This is a genomic window from Streptomyces sp. NPDC001728 (assembly GCF_040297565.1).
In the GTDB taxonomy this organism is placed as follows: Bacteria; Actinomycetota; Actinomycetes; order Streptomycetales; family Streptomycetaceae; genus Streptomyces.
The window spans coordinates 21,995-39,161 of record NZ_JBEOZK010000002.1 but is presented as its reverse complement, the minus strand read 5'-3'; the positions used below and the strand labels follow the sequence as shown (position 1 = coordinate 39,161).

16 protein-coding genes are annotated in these 17,167 nt (G+C 73.6%); 8 read left to right on the top strand and 8 right to left on the bottom strand.

Translation table 11 applies throughout. The annotated features are described in order from the left end of the window. Positions 1–107 precede the first annotated feature (107 nt). The 6 genes from ABT154_RS03080 to ABT154_RS03055 all read left to right on the top strand — a co-directional run bounded on the left by ABT154_RS03080 (position 108) and on the right by ABT154_RS03055 (position 6,623). Positions 108–3,131: a sensor histidine kinase gene (locus ABT154_RS03080; RefSeq protein ID WP_351852148.1), complete on the top strand. Its 3,024-nt coding sequence runs from the start codon at positions 108–110 to the stop codon at positions 3,129–3,131. Continuing rightward, the gene (locus ABT154_RS03075) at positions 3,128–3,619 is read left to right on the top strand and encodes a roadblock/LC7 domain-containing protein (protein ID WP_351852145.1); all 492 of its coding nucleotides are present in this window, start codon (positions 3,128–3,130) and stop codon (positions 3,617–3,619) included. Before ABT154_RS03080 ends, ABT154_RS03075 begins: the two co-directional genes overlap by 4 nt. Next, positions 3,616–4,026: a DUF742 domain-containing protein gene (locus tag ABT154_RS03070; RefSeq protein ID WP_317876171.1), complete on the top strand. Its 411-nt coding sequence runs from the start codon at positions 3,616–3,618 to the stop codon at positions 4,024–4,026. The genes ABT154_RS03075 and ABT154_RS03070 overlap by 4 nt, the downstream gene beginning before the upstream one ends. Before the next feature lie 37 nt (positions 4,027–4,063). Further along, the gene (locus ABT154_RS03065) at positions 4,064–4,720 is read left to right on the top strand and encodes a GTP-binding protein (protein ID WP_502969444.1); all 657 of its coding nucleotides are present in this window, start codon (positions 4,064–4,066) and stop codon (positions 4,718–4,720) included. Positions 4,721–4,749: 29 nt separating this feature from the next. Continuing rightward, complete coding sequence (locus ABT154_RS03060) at positions 4,750–5,985, top strand: styrene monooxygenase/indole monooxygenase family protein (protein WP_351852140.1); 1,236 nt, start codon at positions 4,750–4,752, stop codon at positions 5,983–5,985. Positions 5,986–6,092: 107 nt separating this feature from the next. Then, a complete protein-coding gene (locus ABT154_RS03055; RefSeq protein WP_351852137.1) occupies positions 6,093–6,623 on the top strand; it encodes a DUF6584 family protein in 531 nt (176 codons plus the stop codon). A gap of 106 nt (positions 6,624–6,729) precedes the next feature. Here the strand turns inward: ABT154_RS03055 and ABT154_RS03050 are convergent, their stop codons facing one another. The 4 genes from ABT154_RS03050 to ABT154_RS03035 all read right to left on the bottom strand — a co-directional run bounded on the left by ABT154_RS03050 (position 6,730) and on the right by ABT154_RS03035 (position 9,754). Next, on the bottom strand, positions 6,730–6,951 hold the full coding sequence (locus ABT154_RS03050) for a hypothetical protein (protein ID WP_351852134.1): 222 nt from the start codon (positions 6,949–6,951) through the stop codon (positions 6,730–6,732). A 103-nt stretch (positions 6,952–7,054) separates the two neighbouring features. Beyond that, positions 7,055–8,599: a C40 family peptidase gene (locus ABT154_RS03045; protein WP_351852132.1), complete on the bottom strand. Its 1,545-nt coding sequence runs from the start codon at positions 8,597–8,599 to the stop codon at positions 7,055–7,057. A 74-nt stretch (positions 8,600–8,673) separates the two neighbouring features. Further along, the gene (locus ABT154_RS03040; protein ID WP_351852129.1) at positions 8,674–8,982 is read right to left on the bottom strand and encodes a DUF8847 domain-containing protein; all 309 of its coding nucleotides are present in this window, start codon (positions 8,980–8,982) and stop codon (positions 8,674–8,676) included. Positions 8,983–9,031: 49 nt separating this feature from the next. Further along, positions 9,032–9,754: a TetR/AcrR family transcriptional regulator gene (locus tag ABT154_RS03035; RefSeq protein WP_351852126.1), complete on the bottom strand. Its 723-nt coding sequence runs from the start codon at positions 9,752–9,754 to the stop codon at positions 9,032–9,034. A gap of 150 nt (positions 9,755–9,904) precedes the next feature. Between ABT154_RS03035 and ABT154_RS03030 the strand changes: the two genes are divergently transcribed. Together ABT154_RS03030 and ABT154_RS03025 are read left to right on the top strand one after the other, a co-directional pair. Continuing rightward, the gene (locus ABT154_RS03030) at positions 9,905–11,014 is read left to right on the top strand and encodes a ferritin-like domain-containing protein (RefSeq protein WP_351852123.1); all 1,110 of its coding nucleotides are present in this window, start codon (positions 9,905–9,907) and stop codon (positions 11,012–11,014) included. 90 nt (positions 11,015–11,104) lie between these two features. After that, complete coding sequence (locus tag ABT154_RS03025) at positions 11,105–11,944, top strand: hypothetical protein (RefSeq protein ID WP_351852120.1); 840 nt, start codon at positions 11,105–11,107, stop codon at positions 11,942–11,944. A gap of 84 nt (positions 11,945–12,028) precedes the next feature. Here the strand turns inward: ABT154_RS03025 and ABT154_RS03020 are convergent, their stop codons facing one another. The 4 genes from ABT154_RS03020 to ABT154_RS03005 form a co-directional block, all read right to left on the bottom strand. After that, positions 12,029–13,504, bottom strand: a complete 1,476-nt coding sequence (locus ABT154_RS03020; RefSeq protein ID WP_351853115.1) for a penicillin-binding transpeptidase domain-containing protein — start codon at positions 13,502–13,504, stop codon at positions 12,029–12,031. A 28-nt stretch (positions 13,505–13,532) separates the two neighbouring features. Further along, positions 13,533–14,912 carry an FtsW/RodA/SpoVE family cell cycle protein gene (locus ABT154_RS03015; RefSeq protein ID WP_351852117.1) on the bottom strand — a complete coding sequence of 460 codons (1,380 nt, stop codon included), beginning with the start codon at positions 14,910–14,912 and terminating at the stop codon, positions 13,533–13,535. Between the two features lie 69 nt (positions 14,913–14,981). Beyond that, positions 14,982–16,301 (bottom strand): ATP-binding protein, encoded by a 1,320-nt coding sequence (locus tag ABT154_RS03010; protein ID WP_351852114.1) that lies wholly within the window; start codon positions 16,299–16,301, stop codon positions 14,982–14,984. Beyond that, entirely contained in the window at positions 16,298–17,137 is an 840-nt protein-coding gene (locus ABT154_RS03005; protein WP_351852111.1) for a hypothetical protein, read from the bottom strand. Before ABT154_RS03005 ends, ABT154_RS03010 begins: the two co-directional genes overlap by 4 nt. Between the last annotated feature and the right edge of the window lie 30 nt (positions 17,138–17,167).

Below are 17,167 nucleotides of genomic sequence, written 5' to 3'. Positions count from 1 at the left end.
GCGCGCCTCCTACCCAGAAGCGCTGGAATGGTCGGAAGCCGTACCAGGGGTGGGGGCGCTCCACGTGACCGGTCGTCACCTCTGCTTTGTGGGTGGACGAGTCAAGAATGCGAGCACCGGTGCAGATGAAGCGGCCTCGGAGCAAGAACGGCACGCGGAGCCGGACCCCCGGCGCAGCACCGAACCCGGACGGCACCACCACGGCGCCCCTCGCGCAGGCCCAGCCGCCCGCCGGCCGCCCCAAGCGCGTCCGCAACCGGCTGGTCGCCGGCGTCGCCCTCGTCGGCATCACCGTCCTCGCCGCCGGAGCCCCCGCGATCCTCGCCGCCTCCGCCGAGCTGACCGACACCCAGAACCTGGTGACGCTCGCCGAACTCGACCGGCAGGCCGTCACCCTCTCCCACTCCCTCGCCGACGAACGCGACGAGGTCGTCGCGTACATCGCCGCGGGCCGTGACAACCAGACCGGCGACGCCAAGCACAAGCGCCAGATCACCAGCGCCCGGTCCGCCCGCGTCGACCGCCAGATCGACGAGATCCGGCCCGCCGCCACCACCGAACTCCGCCGCGACCTCGCCGGGGTCCCCTCCGTCCGCCGCGCCGCCCTCACCGGCAAGGGCACCGCCCTGGAGGCCCACCGGGCGTACTCGGAGGTCATCGGCAAGCTCCAGGCCCTCGCCGACGAACTGGCCGACAAGAGCCCGGCCCGCGCCTCCGACACCGCGCTCACCGAGGCCACCCGCGCCCCCGCCGCCCTCGGCCGCGCCGTCGAACAGGCCTCCGCCACTCGGGGTCTGCTGCTCGCCGCCCTCTCCGTGACGCAGCCCGAGCCCACCGGAGACGTCCACTACGACCCCGAGACCGACAGGTACGTCCCCGATGTACCCGAGGGCGCCGCCGAGGCCGAGCGGGCCCGTGACACCCTCACCGCCGCCGCCCAGCAGGCCCGGGTCCGTGAACTCGCCGCACTCGGCGACTTCGACCAGGCCGCCGGCTCCGCCGCCCGCGACTCCCTCGCCGCCACCGTCTCCGGCCCCGACGTCAAGAGCGCGGAGCGCTCCCTCGCCTCCCTCACCGACCAGCCGAAGCTGACCGAGGGCGAGCGCGAGACCGACCCGGCCGGCCTGGAGGCCGCCCTCTCCTCCCGCGTCGAGCAGATGCGCGGCGTCGAGTCCGCCCTCGCCACCCAGCGCGTCGAGCGGCTCGCCGCGCTCCGCGACGACGACGTCACCGCCCTCGAACTGCGCATCGCCTTCCTCGGTGGCTGCCTGCTCGTCGCGATCGGCATCTCCACCTATGTGGCCCGCACCCTCACCCGGCCGCTCGCCGTCCTCCGTATCGGCGCCGCCCGGCTCGCCGCCGCCCCCGTCGCGCAGTCCGGCGAGGACGCCGAGCCGGTCCGCTTCACCGGCCGCAACGACGAGTTCGCCCAGGTCGTACGCTCCCTCAACACCCTGCACGGCAAGCTCACCGGCCTCTCCGCGCACAACGAGTCGCTCACCGACCGGCTCAGCGACGGACAGGACGACCTGGCCGCCGCCAAGGACACCCTCGGCACCGAACTCGCCACCCAGCGCGCCGAACTCCAGGGTCAGGTCGCCCTCCTCACCGCCGACCTCGAACGGCTCCGCGGCACCGTCCACCACACCTTCGTCAACCTCTCGCTCCGCAGCCTCGGGCTCGTCGAGCGGCAGCTCGGCGTCATCGAGAAGCTGGAGGAGCGCGAGCAGGACCCGGACCGCCTCGCGACCCTCTTCAAGCTCGACCACATGGCGACCGTCATGCGCCGCCACAGCGAGAACCTCCTCGTCCTCGCCGGACACGAGCACGTCCACGGCCACGCCGGACCCGTGCCGCTGGTCGACGTGCTGCGGGCCGCCGTCAGCGAGATCGAGCGGTACGAGCGGGTCACCATCCAGTCCCTGCCGCCGCACGCCCAGCTCGCCGGCTTCGCCGCCGACGACCTGAGCCATCTGATCGCCGAACTCCTGGAGAACGCCACCTCCTTCTCGCCGCCCGACGCCGAGGTCCAGCTCTCCGGCTGGCTCCTGGAGACCGGCGAGGTCATGCTCTCCGTCCAGGACGCGGGCATCGGCATGACGCCCGGCCGGCTCTCCGAGCTCAACACGAGCCTGGCGAAGGCCGACCCGTCCGCCTTCGAGGGCGAGGGCCTGGGCATGCGCGTCATCGCCGTGCTCGCCGCCCGCCACGGCGTCCGCGTCGAGCTGCGCGAGCAGCAGCCGGGCGGCACGGCCGCCGTCGTGGTCCTGCCGCCGCCGCTGCTCCCCACCGCCCCGCCGGCCACCGTGACGGAGCCCGTACGGGTGGCGGGCGCGGCCCCCACGTTCCAGCTGCCGGGCTCGGCGGCGGAGGCCAACTCCAACGCGCTGCCGTCCCGGAGCCGGGACCCGCTGGTGGAGGCGGCGGAGCGGGCGTTCATGGAGGCGGAGGTGAACGCGGCGATGGAGCGGGGCGAGGAGCCCCCGGAGCCGGCCGCCGAACCGACACCGGAGCCGGAGCCGGCGTACGAGCCGGAGCCGGCGTACGAGCCGGAGCAGGCATACGCCCCGGAGCCGGAGCCGGAGCCGGAGCCGGCGTACGAGCCCGAGCCGGCATACGCCCCCGAGCCGGTCAGCGGGTACGCCCCCGCCCCCGAAGCCCCCGTCCATGACGAGCCCGCCCCCGAGGCGTCGCCCGCCCTCGGTGAGTCCCTCTCCGAGACCACGCTCCAGGTCCGGCTGCCCGACCCGCCGCCGGAGCCGGACACCCACGAGCGCGCCGCCGACATGGCCGGCGCCGTCACCCCCGAACCGGCCCCCGAGGCTGCCCCCGAGCCCGCAGCGGACCAGTCCGTTCCCGGGCCGCGGGCCGCGCAGTGGGAGCGGGTCACCGACAAGGGCCTGCCCAAGCGCACCCCGCAGGTGGTGCGTCAGGCCGGCGCCACCGCCACCCCCCGAACGGGTGGTGTGGACGCGGAGGCACTGCGCCGCCGCCTGGGCGGATTCCACCAGGGGGCCAAAGCGGGGCGCCGTGACGTGGAAGCGGAGTTGGACACGGCGCGGACGGAAGACGTAAGGACTGCACGTACAGAGGAGATGACGGGGGACACAGTCGAGGAGGCACGCAGTTGACTGCGACGGGAACGTTCGGACTGAGCACGGAAGCCCGCAACCTGCAATGGCTGCTCGGGAACCTGGTGGAGGAGGTGCCCGGCGTCCGCTCGGTCGCCGTCGTGTCCTCCGACGGCCTGATGCTGCTCTCGTCCGACCCGGCCACCCAGCAGCATCCGACGGCCGCCGCCGTGGCCGGCCGTTCCGAAGGGCCGCGCGGTTCCAGCGCCGACCTGGCCACCATCGTCTCCGGCATCGGCAGCCTGACCATCGGCGCCGCACGGCTGATGGACGGCGGCGGGGTCAAGCAGACCATGGTCGCGATGGAGGAGGGCAGCGTCTTCGTGATGTCGATCAGCGACGGCTCGCTGCTCGGCGTGCACGCCACGCCCGACTGCGACATGAGCGTCGTGGCGTACCACATGGCGCTCTTCGTGGGCCGCGCCGGTCACGTACTCACCCCCGAAGTCCGCAGCGAGCTGCGCAAATCGATGGAGAGCACCCAGTGACGTCAGCTTCCGCCCACCGGCTGCCGGTACGCGGGGACGCGCGCCGCCCCGCGCGCGTACGCCCGTACTCGCTGACCGGCGGCCGTACCCGCTTCGGCCACGTCCTGCTCGTCGAGACCTTCGTGGCGGCGCTCGAAGCGCCCGCCGTGCGCAAGGTCCTGACGGACGGCGGGCCCGGCGCCCGCGGCCTGATGCCGGAGATGCGGGCCATCGTCGAGATCTGCCGCCGGATGCGCACGGTGGCGGAGATCTCGGCACTGCTGAAGATGCCGTTGGGTGTCGTCCGGGTGCTGCTCAGCGACCTGGCAGACCAGGGAAAGATCCGTGTGTACGGGACCGGTCACGGCACCGGCCAGCCCGACCGCGCGCTCCTCGAAAGGGTGCTGAGTGGACTCCGTCGTCTCTGACGCCTCCGCCGTCTCCGACTCACCGGTGGTCGCGGGCATTCCCGCGCAGCCCGGGGCCGACCTGTTCACGCGGGACACCGCGGGGCCCGAGGACGCCGCCCCGGACCCGGAGGACGGTGCGCGGGACTGGCAGCTCGATCACACGCGCGCCCCGATCGCGACGAAGATCGTCGTCGCGGGCGGGTTCGGCGTCGGCAAGACCACCTTCGTCCGCGCGGTCTCGGAGATCACCCCGCTCCAGACCGAGGCGCTGATGACCCGGGCGAGCGAGGACACCGACGACCTCAGCGCGACCCCGGACAAGCTGACGACGACCGTGGCGATGGACTTCGGGCGGATCACGCTCGACAACGACCTCGTCCTGTACGTCTTCGGCACGCCGGGGCAGCAGCGCTTCTGGTTCATGTGGGACGACCTGGTGCGCGGGGCGATAGGCGCGATCGTGCTGGCCGACACGCGGCGGCTGACGGACTGCTTCCCGGCGCTCGACTACTTCGAGAGCTGCGGGCTGCCGTACATCGTGGCGGTCAACCACTTCGAGGGCACGGAGCTGTTCGAGGCGGACGACGTACGGGAGGCGCTGACCGTGTCCCCGGACGTACCCGTGGTGATCATGGACGCGCGCAAGCGGTACAGCGTCGTCGAGAGCCTGCTCGCGATGGTCGCGCACGCCCTCGAAGCCACCCCCGAATAGTCCGCCCCGTCACGCCAGGAGCTCCACCCATGCGGAAGATACTCATAGTCGGCGCCGGTCAGTCCGGCCTCCAGCTCGCCCTCGGACTCCAGACGCGGGGGTACGAGGTCACCCTCATGTCGAACCGGACGGCGGACGAGATACGGTCCGGCCGGGTCATGTCCACCCAGTGCATGTTCGACACCGCGCTCCAGCACGAGCGGGACCTCGGCCTCAACTTCTGGGAGTCGCAGGCGCCGAGGACCGAGGGCGTCGGCGTCTCGGTGGCCGCGCCCGACTCCACGCGCGCGATCGACTGGGTCGGCCGGCTCGACGGGTACGCGCAGTCCGTCGACCAGCGGGTGAAGATGGCCGGCTGGATGGAGACCTTCGCCCAGCGCGGCGGCCAACTGGTGATCCACGGTGTGGCCGTCGGTGACCTGGACTACTTCGCCCGCAGCTACGACCTGGTGCTGGTCGCGGCGGGCAAGGGCGAGCTGGTGTCGATGTTCGGCCGGGACGCCTCCCGTTCGCCGTACGACGCACCGCAGCGGGCGCTGGCCGTGGCGTACGTCCACGGCCTCGGGCCGCGCCCCGAGCACCCCGACTTCGACGCGGTCCGCTGCAACGTGGTCCCGGGCGTGGGCGAGCTCTTCGTCATGCCGACCCTGACGACGGGCGGTCGCGCCGACATCCTCTTCTGGGAGGGCGTCCCGGACGGCCCGCTGGATGTCTTCCGCGGCATCAAGGACCCCTCCGAGCACCTGGCGCTGACGCTGGAGCTGATGGAGAAGTTCGTCCCCTGGGAGTACGCGCGGGCCACCCGGGTCGAACTGACCGACGCGGGCGGCACGCTGGCCGGCCGCTACGCCCCGACCGTCCGCAACCCGATCGGCCGGCTGCCCGGCGGCGGCCTGGTCCTCGGTGTCGCGGACGTCGTCGTCGCCAACGACCCGATCACCGGCCAGGGGTCGAACTCGGCGTCCAAGTGCGCCGCCGCGTACCTCGACGCGATCGTCGAGCAGGGCGACAAGCCCTTCGACGCGGAGTGGATGCAGAGCGCCTTCGACCGCTACTGGCAGACGGCCCAGCACGTCACCAAGTGGACGAACGCGATGCTGGCACCGCTGCCGGAGCACGTCCTGAACCTCCTGGGCGCGGCAGGCCGGCTCCAGCCGGTCGCCGACCGCTTCGCCAACGGCTTCAGCGACCCGTCGGACTTCGAGAACTTCTTCTTCGACCCGGAGAAGACGAACGCGTACCTGGCGGAGGTCGCCGGGGCCTGACCGGGCCCGGCGAACAGCGGCCCGAGCTTCGGGCGCCGACCGTCGCGTCGGGACGGGGGCCGTAAAACCGGTCGAGCCGCCACGCCCCGAGGCTCGATCATGTGTTCATGTCTCAGTCGAACACCCTGGCCCGCGTGGACGCCGACCTCGTCGCCGGTCGGGTCCCCATGGCGCGGCAGCGGCTGCGCGGGCTCGTCGCCTCGTTCCCGTACGACCTGACGCTGCGGCGCCGGCTCGCCGAGGTGTACCGGCTGTACGGGGACGCGGCGGAGGCCGGGCGCTGGACGTACCTCGAGGAGGACCGGAGCGCCGAGGAGACCGCCGCCTTCGAGGCGCGGTACGGAGCTCCCGGGCGGCGGATGAAGGCCCTCGCATGGCGCGGGCCCGAGGAGCTCGCCGCCACCGCCTTCGCACACGGACAGCAGGTGGCGGTGCGGACCGCGTGCGCCGAGCGGCTGGGACGTCCGGTCGACTGGGACGACCCGTCGTCCTACGGCGAGGACACGTACGAGGAGGACGCGTCGGACGTCGGCGGGTGGTCGGTCGGCGGGTTCGTCGCGGGTGCCGGCTGCCTCGTGGGGGTCGTCGCCTTCGTGTGGGTCTGGGTGCTCGGCGTCATCGCCCTCTTCAGCGACTGACGGCTCTCCTCCGCCCACCGGACCGCCGCCGGCGCCAGCAGGCCCGTCGTCGCGAACAGGGCGCCGACCACGTACCAGCCGGGGCGGCCCCAGCCCACGCACAGGGCTATGAGGAGGGCGGGGCCCACCTGGTCACGGCCCGCACATAGGCCCGGAACTCCTGGGGCCGTTCCCCTCCGTGGTGGCGGACGAGCGGCGCACGGGCCGCCGGCCCCGCCGCCTTCGCCCCGGTGGCCGTCGAGACCGCGAGGACGAACGGCCAGAAGCTGTCGGCGAGGACGAACGCGCCCGTCGCCACCGCCTGCACCAGCAGCGTGGCCACGTACACCCCCCACGCTCCGTGCCGGTCCGCGAGATGGCCGACCCCGATCCCCACCGTGAGCGGCTTGCAGGAGCAAGGGGTGTGTGGGGAAGGGGGGTTCAGGGGGAGTTCAGGAGCGGTCGCGCCCCTCGGCCCCGCCGCTCCGGTCCCCGGCCCCGCCGCTCCGGTCCCCGGCCCCTTCGCCCCGGTCGTACCCCTCGTCCCCGCCGTCCCTCGCCCCCGCCGGAAGTTCCGGCAGGGTGTACGTGGCCAGTGACGTGCCCTCCTCGTCCGGGCGCACCGCCCCGAGCAGCGGGTTCGCCGCGATCGGGGACACCTTCACCTTCCCGCCCGGCCTCGGCGCCTGCACCACCAGGCCCTCGCCCAGATAGAGCGCCACATGCGTCGCGCCCGGGAAGTACACCACCAGGTCACCCGGCCGCAGTTCCGTCAGCGGCACCCTGGGCAGCTCCGCCCACTGCTCCTGGCTGGTGCGCGGCAGCCGCCTGCCCGCCGCCGCCCACGCCTGCTGCGTCAGCCCCGAGCAGTCGTACGCCTCCGGGCCCTCCGCCCCCCACTCGTACGGCTTGCCGATCTGCCCCACCGCGAACCGCAGCGCCTCCGCGCCCGCCCGCGACGGGGTGCGCCGGACGTCCAGGACCCCCGAGTCGAGCAGTTCGCGCTGCGCACCCGCCGTCTGGGTGCGCTCCAGCTCCGTCAGCCGCGCCAGCTGCTCCGGCGAGAGGCCAGCGAGCAGCTTCTCGACCTCCGCGAGCCGCGCCCGCACCTCGTCCCGCCGGGTGCGCTGCGCGGCTGCGAGGGTCTGCTGCCGGTCCAGCGCCTTGCGCGAGGCCGCCGCCAGCGCGTCCGCCTTGCGCTCGGCCCCCTCCAGCCGCGACACGGTCGTGGCCCGGTCGCGGGCCGCACGGGCCATCAGGTGCCCCTGGTCCAGCGCCGACTGCGGGTCCGACGCGAACAGCAGCCGCAGGTACGAGGAGAACTCGGACCTGCCCTGGTACTGGTCCCGGGCGATCCGGCCGGCCGCCGCCCGCCCCTGGGCCAGCGCGGTCCGGGCGGCGGTGAGCCGTGCGGTGACCTTCTTGGTGTCGGCGGTCCGCACCTTGAGGGCCTCCTCGGCGGCGTTGAACCGCTCGGTGGCCTCCTCGGCCTGCCGGTAGAGCGTCCGCATCCGGGTGAGGAGTGCGGTGACGGAGTCGCCGCCGGAGGGGGGGAGGGCTGCGGCGTCATCGGTTGTGGCGGGGGGACTCGTACCGGCCGGGGGCTCGGGAGCGTCGGGGGGGACGGGGGTGCCGGGGGGGACGGAAGCTGCCGGCGCGTCGGAGGAGGCGAGGGCGTCGTCGGGAACGGCAGGGGATGCGGAGGCGTCGGGGACAGCGGGAGCCGTCGGGACGTCCGGCCTCATCCCGTCGGCCTGGGTCGCCCCGTCGGCCTGGGCCGTCCCCTCGACCGGGTCCGTCCCCGGCCCCACCGGCCCGGCCCCCGGATCCACCGGCCCCACCGGTTCCCCCGCCGGGTCCGCCCACGCGATCGGCGCCTCCACGGGCGGGTCGTCCTGCGGCCCGGGCGCCTCCGCACCGACCGGGGTGACCCCCGTGAGCGCCGTCATCGCGGCCAGCGCCCCCGTGCAGACCGTACGCAGCAGCTTGCGTGGCACGTCATCACCTCCACGGGGATGATGACGCCTCACTTCATCCGATTACCGTACGAATGGGGGCGCGTCCGGCGGACTCACCCGTTCGGCTCAGCGTCCCCGGGGCGGGCCGCGGCCCCGCCGCCCGGCTTCGACCACGGCCAGCGCAGCTCGCGCCGCTCGCGGCCCTCGGGGGCGTACTCGTAGACCCAGCCCCGTTGGAGCCCGAGCCGCTTCGTGTGGCCCGCGGGCTCGCGCCGGTACGCGTACAGCGTCGGCGGACGCCCGTCGTGGGCCGGGACCGGGATCTCGTACCACTTCGGCGGGTGGCCGGTCGGGCCGAGCAGGATCGGCAGGACCCGGCCGTCGAGGGGGCCGCCGCGGAAGGGGGTGTTCTCGCTCTTCACCCCACCAGTGTCCCCTCCGGCCCGCCGTCCCGCCGGACCTCCCCACCGGTCACAGCAGGTGGGCCGCCCCGCCCACCACCGGCAGCACCCGCCGGGCCAGCCGCGCGACCGGTCCCCCGGGGGCCTCCTGGGGGAGGAGCAGCCCGATCACCCGCGCCGTCTCCTCGTCGCCCGCCGCGGTCGCCGCGAGCAGGGCGACGAGATGGTCCACCAGCCAGTCCCGCAGCTCCCCGGCCGGCGGCCGGGGGTCCTCGTCGAGCCAGATCAGCGAGGCCGCCTCCACGGCCGCGATCCATGTCCTGACCAGCATGCCGAGCCGGGGGCCCGGCTTCTCCGCCCCCAGGTGGACGAGGATCTGCTCCGCGGCGGCCCGCCGCACCTCGTCGACGATGGCGCTGGTCCGGGAGGTCTCGGCGACGCTGCCGCCGCGCAGCAGGGCGCTGAACCCGGCGTCGTGACCGTCGACGAAGGCCAGGTAGCGGTCGAGCACCCGGCCGAGCCGCTCGGTGGGCGGTCCGGCCGGCGGTTCGGCGAAGCAGCGGTTCAGGGCGTCGGCGGAGGAACGCAGGGCGGCCTCGTACAGCTGCTGCTTGCCGCCGGGGAAGTAGCGGTAGACGAGCGGCCGTGAGACGCCGGCCGCCTCGGCCACGTCGTCCAGTGAGACGTCCTCGGGCGACCGGTGCGCGAAGAGCTCCTGGGCGGCGTCGAGGAGCTGCCCGCGCCGCTCCTCGACGCTGAGCCGGCGGTAGGCGGGAGTGGCGGGGCTCGTCATGCCCCGCAGGGTATCCGCAGCGGAACGCGCGGAGGTGTCCCGTGGCGGCCGTCCCCGTGCCGCCACCGATCGGTCGTGTACGACTTGTTGACGATCCGTCTACCAACGTGTGAGCCTGGCGGGCAGGACCCGCTCCCGAAGGAGGCGTCAGTGTCGACGCGCGACCTCTACACCTCGGCTCCGTCCGCACCCGTCTGGCAGGTGCCCGCCACCGGCTCCGCCCGCTTCTCCTGGGACTACGACGACGGCCGCGAGCGTCTCCTCGCCCTCTACCAGAAGGGCAAGGACAAGCAGTGGGACGGCGCGACCCGCATCGACTGGGGCATCGAGGTCGACCCGTACGACCCGCTCGGCACCCCCGACGAGGTCCTGACCCTCCACGGCACCCGCCACTGGGCGAAGATGACCGAGAAGGACAAGGGCGACCTGCGCCGGCACTACTCCTCCTGGCAGTTCAGCCAGTTCCTCCACGGCGAGCAGGGCGCCATGATCTGCGCCGCCCGGATCGTCGAGTCCGTGCCCGACCTCGACGCCAAGTTCTACTCGGCCACCCAGACCATGGACGAGGCCCGGCACGCCGAGATCTACGGGCGCTTCCTGCACGACAAGATCGGCATGCTCTACCCGATCAACGACAACCTCCAGGGCCTGCTGGACGACACCCTGCGCGACTCCCGCTGGGACATGCCCTACCTCGGCATGCAGGTCCTCATCGAGGGCCTCGCGCTCGCCGCGTTCGGCATGATCCGCGACACCACCGACAAGCCGCTGCCGAAGCAGATCCTCGCGTACGTGATGCAGGACGAGGCCCGGCACGTGGCCTTCGGGCGGATGGCCCTGCGCGACTACTACAAGCAGCTCACCGACGCCGAACTCCGCGAGCGAGAGGAGTTCGTCATCGAGGGCTGCTATCTGATGCGCGACCGGCTGCGCGGCGTCGAGGTCCTGGAGAACTTCGGCATCCCGAAGAAGGAGGCGGAGGAACTCAGCGAGCAGAGCGAGTTCCTCCAGCTCTTCCGCAAGCTCCTCTTCAGCCGGATCGTCCCCTGCGTCAAGGACATCGGCCTGTGGGGCGAACGCCTCCAGAAGGCCTACCTCGACATGGGCGTCTTCGACCTCGGCGACTCCAACCTCGACCTGCTGATGACCCAGGACGAGGAGATCGCGGAGGCGCTCGACGCGGAGCGCTTCGCGCGGGAGGAGCGGGCCCGGGTGACGGAGGTCGCGGACGCGATCGAGGCGGGGGCGGCGGAGGCGTAAGGGGAAGTCCGGGAGACCGGGCGCGGCGGACCGCCTCGCCACCGCACCCGGCGGACCCCGTTGTCATACCTCTGACGTAGCGTGCTCGTCATGACCATGCCGCCCTCGCCGAGTCAGCCGCCCCACCAGCCGTACGGCGGACCCGTACCGCCCCCGCAGCAGCCCGGGCCGTACGGCTCCCCCCAGGGCTTCCCGCAGCAGGGTCACCCCCGGCCGGGCCACCCGCCGCACGGCGTCCCCCCGCAGTACCCGGGGCCCGGCGCCGGGGCCTGGGGGCAGCCGCCGATGGGGCCGCCGCCGAAGAAGAAGATGTCGGCCGGGGCGATCGTCGCCATCGTCCTCGGATCGCTGGTCGTGGTCGGCGGTCTCGGCTACGCGGCCAAGGCCGGGCTCGCGGGCGTCACCGGTTCCTTTCCCGAGGCGACGCACAAGCTCGTCGTCCCCAAGACCCTCCTCGGCGGGAAGTACACCCTCGTCTCCGATCTGTCCGACACCCAGGGCAAGGAGATCGAGGACACCCCCGACCTCACCGTGAAGGACGCGACGGCGGCGGTCGGGCAGTACGGTGGCAAGGACGGGGCCGTCCTCGTCCTCTCCGGAATGTACGGACGCATCAAGAGCGGCGAGGCCAGCCGCGCGTCCATCCTGGAGGGCGCAGCCAAGGACAAGGGCTCCACGCTCGTCGTCGGGCCCAAGGAGTTCACCCCCGCCGGGTACGGCGTGACCGTGAGCTGTCAGGTCACGACGTCGAAGACCGCGCTCGGCACGACCACGCTCCCCATGTGCGCCTGGGGCGACGACAACACCGCGGCGGCCGTCGCGCTCGTCGACCCGGGGTCGGCCACCGCCGACCCCGAGGGCATCGACCTGGCCGCCCTCGCCGAGACCGCGGCCAAGGTCCGGGCGGAGACCCGCAAGCCGCTCAACTGACACCGCCGCCCGACCGGTCCGGCCGCCCGGCCGTACTGCCCGACCGGTCCGGCCACTCGGCCGGCGCCGCGCCCCGCCCGGTGGTCACCTCCGCGCCTCCGCCTCCAGCCGCAGCGCCTCCTCCATCACCGCCTTGGCGACGGGGGCCGCGCTGCCGCCCCCGCTGATGTCCGTACGGGAGGCCTCCGCGTCCTCCACGACCACCGCGACCGCGACCGCCGGCCGGGCGGAGTCCTCGGCCTGCGCCCAGGCGATGAACCAGGCGTACGGGGTCCCCGTGTTGCCGAATCCGTGCTGCGCGGTGCCCGTCTTGCCGCCGACCCGGGCGCCGGGGATCGCCGCGTTCGTGCCCGTGCCCTCCTCGACCGCCTTCACCATCAGCCGCTGGAGCTGGATCGCGGTCGAGGGGTTCATCGCCTGCCGGTAGCTGCGGCGGCCCGTCCGGTCCACGGTCGTGCCGCCGGAGGTGGTGGTGCGGTCGACGAGGTACGGGCGGGCGATCTCGCCGTTGTTGGCGACGGCCGAGGCCACCATGGCCATCTGGAGCGGCGTCGCGGTCGTGTCGAACTGCCCGATCGAGGAGAGGGCCAGCTGGTCCGGGCTCATCTCCCGGTCGAAGTTGGACTTGGCCACCCAGGACGGCACCCGGAGCCCGGTGTCGTTGAAGCCGAACTTCTCCACCGCGTCGACCATCCCGGCGAGCCCCACCTTCACCCCGAGGCCGGCCATCACCGTGTTGCACGACCACTGGATCGCGGCGGCGAGCGACGCGTCGGCGCAGCCCGTCGCCTCGTTGGGCAGCACCTGCCGGGTGCCGGGCAGCACGAAGGGGTCCGGGGTGTCGGTGGCCGCGTCCACGTCGCGGACCACCCCCGCGTCCAGGGCCGCCGCCGCCGTCACGATCTTGAACGTGGAGCCCGGCGGGTAGGTCTGCCGCAGCGCCCGGTTCAGCATCGGCTGGTTGGGCGAGGTGTTGAGCCGCCGCCAGGCGTCGTCGACCTCCCGGCCCGTGCCGGACAGGACACCGGGGTCGTACGAGGGGGAGCTGACGAGCGCCAGGATCCGTCCGCTGGACGGTTCGACGGCGGCGACCGCGCCCCGCTTCCCGTCGAGACCCCGGTAGGCGGCCTCCTGCATCGAGGACCGGATCGTCGTCACCACGTCGCCGCCGGGCTGCCGGCCCCGGGTGAGGTCGTTCCAGAGCGGCAGCGGCGCCAGCATCGGGTCCGTGCCGGCCAGGACCGCGTCCTCGGCGTGCTCGACGAGGGTCGTGCCGTACGTCTGCGAGGAGTAGCCGGTCACCGGCGCGTACAACGGGCCCTGGGGGTACGTCCGTTCCCAGCGCAGCTGTTGCCCGCTGTCCCGGGAGGACGTCACCGGCTTCCCGTCGACGACGATCTCGCCGCGCGGCTCGGCGTACCGGTTGATGGCGATCCGCCGGTTGGCCGGGTTGGCGTCGAGCGATTCGGCCTCGAAGACCATCACACGGGCGGCGTTGACGAGCAGGGCCGCCAGGAGGACCAGACAGAGCGCGGCGGCCCGCCGGGCGTACCGGATCACGTGGTTCCCCCCGAGGCGTACGGCCTGGTCACGAGGCACCCTCCTTCACGGGCGCGAGCGTCCCGGTGTCGGCGTCGTCGGGCTGGGGGGCGCGGGCCGAGTCGCTGACGCGGATGAGGAGCGCCACGATCACCCAGTTGGTCACCACCGACGAGCCGCCCTGGGCCAGGAACGGCATCGCCATGCCGGTCAGCGGGATCAGTCCCATCACCCCGCCCGCGATCACGAAGACCTGGAGCGCCACGATCGAGGCGAGTCCGATCGCGAGGAGCCGCCCGAAGGGGTCGCGCAGCGAGAGGCCGGCGCGGTAGCCGCGGGCGACGAGCAGCGCGTACAGCAGAAAGAGCGCGGTCAGTCCGGAGAGGCCCAGTTCCTCGCCGGCCGTGGCGAGGATGAAGTCGGACTTGGCGGCGAAGCCGATGAGGACGGAACGGCCGAGACCCAGCCCCGTGCCGAGCATCCCCCCGGCCGCGAAGGCGAACAGCGACTGGGCGAGCTGTCCGGGGCCGTCGCCCGCCCGGATGGAGGCGAAGGGGTCGAGCCAGTCCTGCACCCGGCTGTGCACATGGGGTTCGAGGGAGCCGACGAGGAAGGCCCCCGCGGAGGCGAGGACGAGCCCGACCGCGATCCAGCCGATGCGGCCGGTGGCCACGTACAGCATGATCACGAAGATCCCGAAGAAGAGCAGCGAGGTGCCCAGGTCCCGTTCCAGGACGAGGACGCCGACGCTCAGCAGCCAGATCGCCACGATCGGCCCGAGCACCCGCCCGGTCGGGAACTGGAACTTCCAGATCCGGCGGCCGGTGTACGCGAGTGCGTTGCGGTTGGCGGCGAGGTAGGCGGCGAAGAAGACCGCGAGCAGGATCTTGGCGAACTCGCCCGGCTGGAAGGAGAGACCGCTGATCCGGATCCAGATCTTGGCGCCGTTCACCGCCGGGAAGAAGATCGGCAGGATCATCAGGGCGAGCGCGGCGGCCACCGACACGTACGCGTACCCCTGGAGCGCCCGATGGTCGCGCAGGAGCAGCACGACAACGATGAACAGGCCCACCCCCAGGGTCGACCAGACCAGCTGGGTCGCCGCCGCCTGGTCGTTCGGCGTCTCCAGATCGAGGCGGTAGATCAGCACCAGACCGAGGCCGTTGAGCAGGACCGCGATCGGCAGCAGCAGCGGATCGGCGTACGGGGCGCGGAACCGGACCGCGAGATGGGCGAGGAGCGCGAGCAGGCCGAGCCCGGCCCCGTAGCGGGCCGCGTCCGGCGGTACGGCTCCGCTGCGGGCGAGGCCGACCTCCGCGTAGCCGTAGACGGAGATGAGGACGGCGCAGACGAGGAGGGAGAGTTCCACGCCGCGGCGCTTCGGGATGCGTACCCCGGGCGGGGGAGCGTCCGGGCGCGGTGCGGTCATGGCCGCAACGTAGCAAGCGGTATGCCCTATGTCCCTTTTGTGTGACGGTGTGCCGTGGAGTGCGCGCCGTCAGTCCGCCGGCTCGGCGGGGACGGGAGGCACGTACTCCGACAGCCGCAGCCGGGCCTCGGCGCCCCCGTCCGGGGCGACGGCGAAGACCAGCTCGGCGCCGATGACCTCCGTCTGCCCGACCGCGATCGTCAGTCCGAGGCCGTGCCCCTTGCCGCCGCTCTCGGTGCGGAACCGCTGCGGCCCCGAGTCCAGCAGGTAGCGGGGGTAGCCGGGCCCGTGGTCCCGGACCGAGACCAGCGGCCCGTCCACCGTCACCACCACCGGGGGCGCCCCGTGCCGGTGCGCGTTGGCCACCAGGTTGCCGAGCACGCGCTCGACGCGCCGCCGGTCCGTCACCACCGCCGCGTCCCGGACGATCCGCAGCTCCGTGTCGGTGCCCGAGAAGCGGACCACCCGCTCGGTGAGCGGGCCCAGTTCGTGCACCGCCAGGTCCACGGTCTCGTTGCGGGCATCGAGCCGGGAGATCTCCAGCAGGTCCTCGGTGAGCGCCCGCATCGCCCGTACCCGGTCCCGTACGAGCTCCGAGGGCCGCCCCTCCGGCAGCAGTTCGGCGGCGGCCGAGAGCCCGGTCAGGGGGGTACGCAGCTCATGCGCCACATCGGCCGTGAACCGCTGCTCGCTCTGCAGCTGGCGCTGGAGCGAGGAGGCCATCGTGTCGAGTGCCCCGGACACGGTGGCCACCTCGTCCTGCGGACGCGAGGGGTCCTTGGTACGGGGGTCGTCGACGCGCGCGTCCAGGTCGCCGGCGCTGATCCGGCGGGCCACCTGGGCGGTCAGATGCAGCCGCCGGGTGACCCGGGTGACGGCGAAGGCGCCCACGAGCAGCGTCGCGCCGATCGCGAGGACGGAGGAGCCGACGATCGAACGGTCGAGGGCCTCGATCGTCTCGGCGCTCTGCGTGTAGTCGACGCGCACCGCGAGGGCGCGACCGCCGACGCGGCCGTCGGTGGGGCCGTTCGCCGGGCCGTCGGCGGGACGGTCCGCCGGACCCGCCGCCCACATCGTCGGGCGGCCCCCGTCGTCGGCGACCATCGTGCCGCGCTCACCGCGCACGGCGAGCGCCCGCAGCGACGCGGGGAGCCCGACGGGGTCGATGCCGGCGAACCGGGGGAGCGGCTCGCCCTCCTCGTACAGCCTGGTGACGTCGGTGAGCCGCGCGAGCGCCTTCTCGCGCGAGTCGTGCACGGTCTGGCCGGTCACCGACACATGGACGAGGGTGCCGAGCAGCGCGGCGAGGGCGCAGCACATCACCGCGATGAAGACGGCGGCCTTCCAGGTGAGGGTCGCGGTCCAGGCGGGCAGTCGGGGCGCCCTCACGGGCGGGACCCGGCGGGTGCGGGCGCGGACGGGGGTGGGGGTGCGAAGGCCGCTTGGGCGTCGGGGGCCACGCCCGGGGGCGGTGCCGGAGCAGGGGGCGGAGTCGGGGCCGGGCTCACGAGCCGGGGCGCGGGCACGGTCGAAGGACCGGTCCCGGGGGGCTTCACGCGGACGATCTCGTCCCGGGTGGGCAGCATGCTCTGCTGCTGCTCGTCCCAGGTCCAGGCGGTGCGGTACTCGTATCCCGGGATGCCCGCCGAACTGGACCGCATGATCAGGTCCCGGCCGGCGATCTCCACGCTCACGACCTGGTCGACGGTGGACATGATCCGGGTGAGCCCGCCGTTCTCCGCGAGGTACACCCGCACCCCGAACTGCTGGTCCGGCATCCGGATGCCGACGATCAGCTCGTCCCGGCCGTTGCCGCTGAGGTCGTGGTAGTACGGCCGCAGGACGGGACACGCGGCCGGCGCGGAACCGCAGGCGTCCAGGGCGCGCAGGGTCCGCGCGTCCAGCGCGTCGGGGGCGGCGGGGGCAGCGGTCCTGGCGTGCTCCTCGGCGCGGACGACCGCCACGGGGTCGACGGCGTGCACGTCGTCACCGGGCGCCTTGACGCCGGGGACGCGCCCGGTGTCCGACTCGCCGTAGTCGATCGGCGGATTGGTCGCGGGCGGCAGATCGGGCCACAGCCGCGCGGGCCCGACGGCCGGGGGCGTCGTCCCGGCACTCTTCAGCCCGCCTCCGCCGCTCCCGTCGCCGCAGCCGGTGAGGGCGACGGCGAGGCCGAGGGCGCACAGGACTCCGGTGGCGGCGATCGGCACTCCGCGCGGTCCCACGCTGCTCCTCGTTCGGTCGGGTGGTCGAGG

Coding starts and splice junctions, on each gene's coding strand:
- ABT154_RS03035 (WP_351852126.1), bottom strand. CDS start 9,754: ATGACGAGCCCCGCCACTCCCGCCTACCGCCGGCTCAGCGTCGAGGAG.
- ABT154_RS03055 (WP_351852137.1), top strand. CDS start 6,093: ATGTCTCAGTCGAACACCCTGGCCCGCGTGGACGCCGACCTCGTCGCC.
- ABT154_RS03025 (WP_351852120.1), top strand. CDS start 11,105: ATGACCATGCCGCCCTCGCCGAGTCAGCCGCCCCACCAGCCGTACGGC.
- ABT154_RS03060 (WP_351852140.1), top strand. CDS start 4,750: ATGCGGAAGATACTCATAGTCGGCGCCGGTCAGTCCGGCCTCCAGCTC.
- ABT154_RS03080 (WP_351852148.1), top strand. CDS start 108: ATGCGAGCACCGGTGCAGATGAAGCGGCCTCGGAGCAAGAACGGCACG.
- ABT154_RS03015 (WP_351852117.1), bottom strand. CDS start 14,912: ATGACCGCACCGCGCCCGGACGCTCCCCCGCCCGGGGTACGCATCCCG.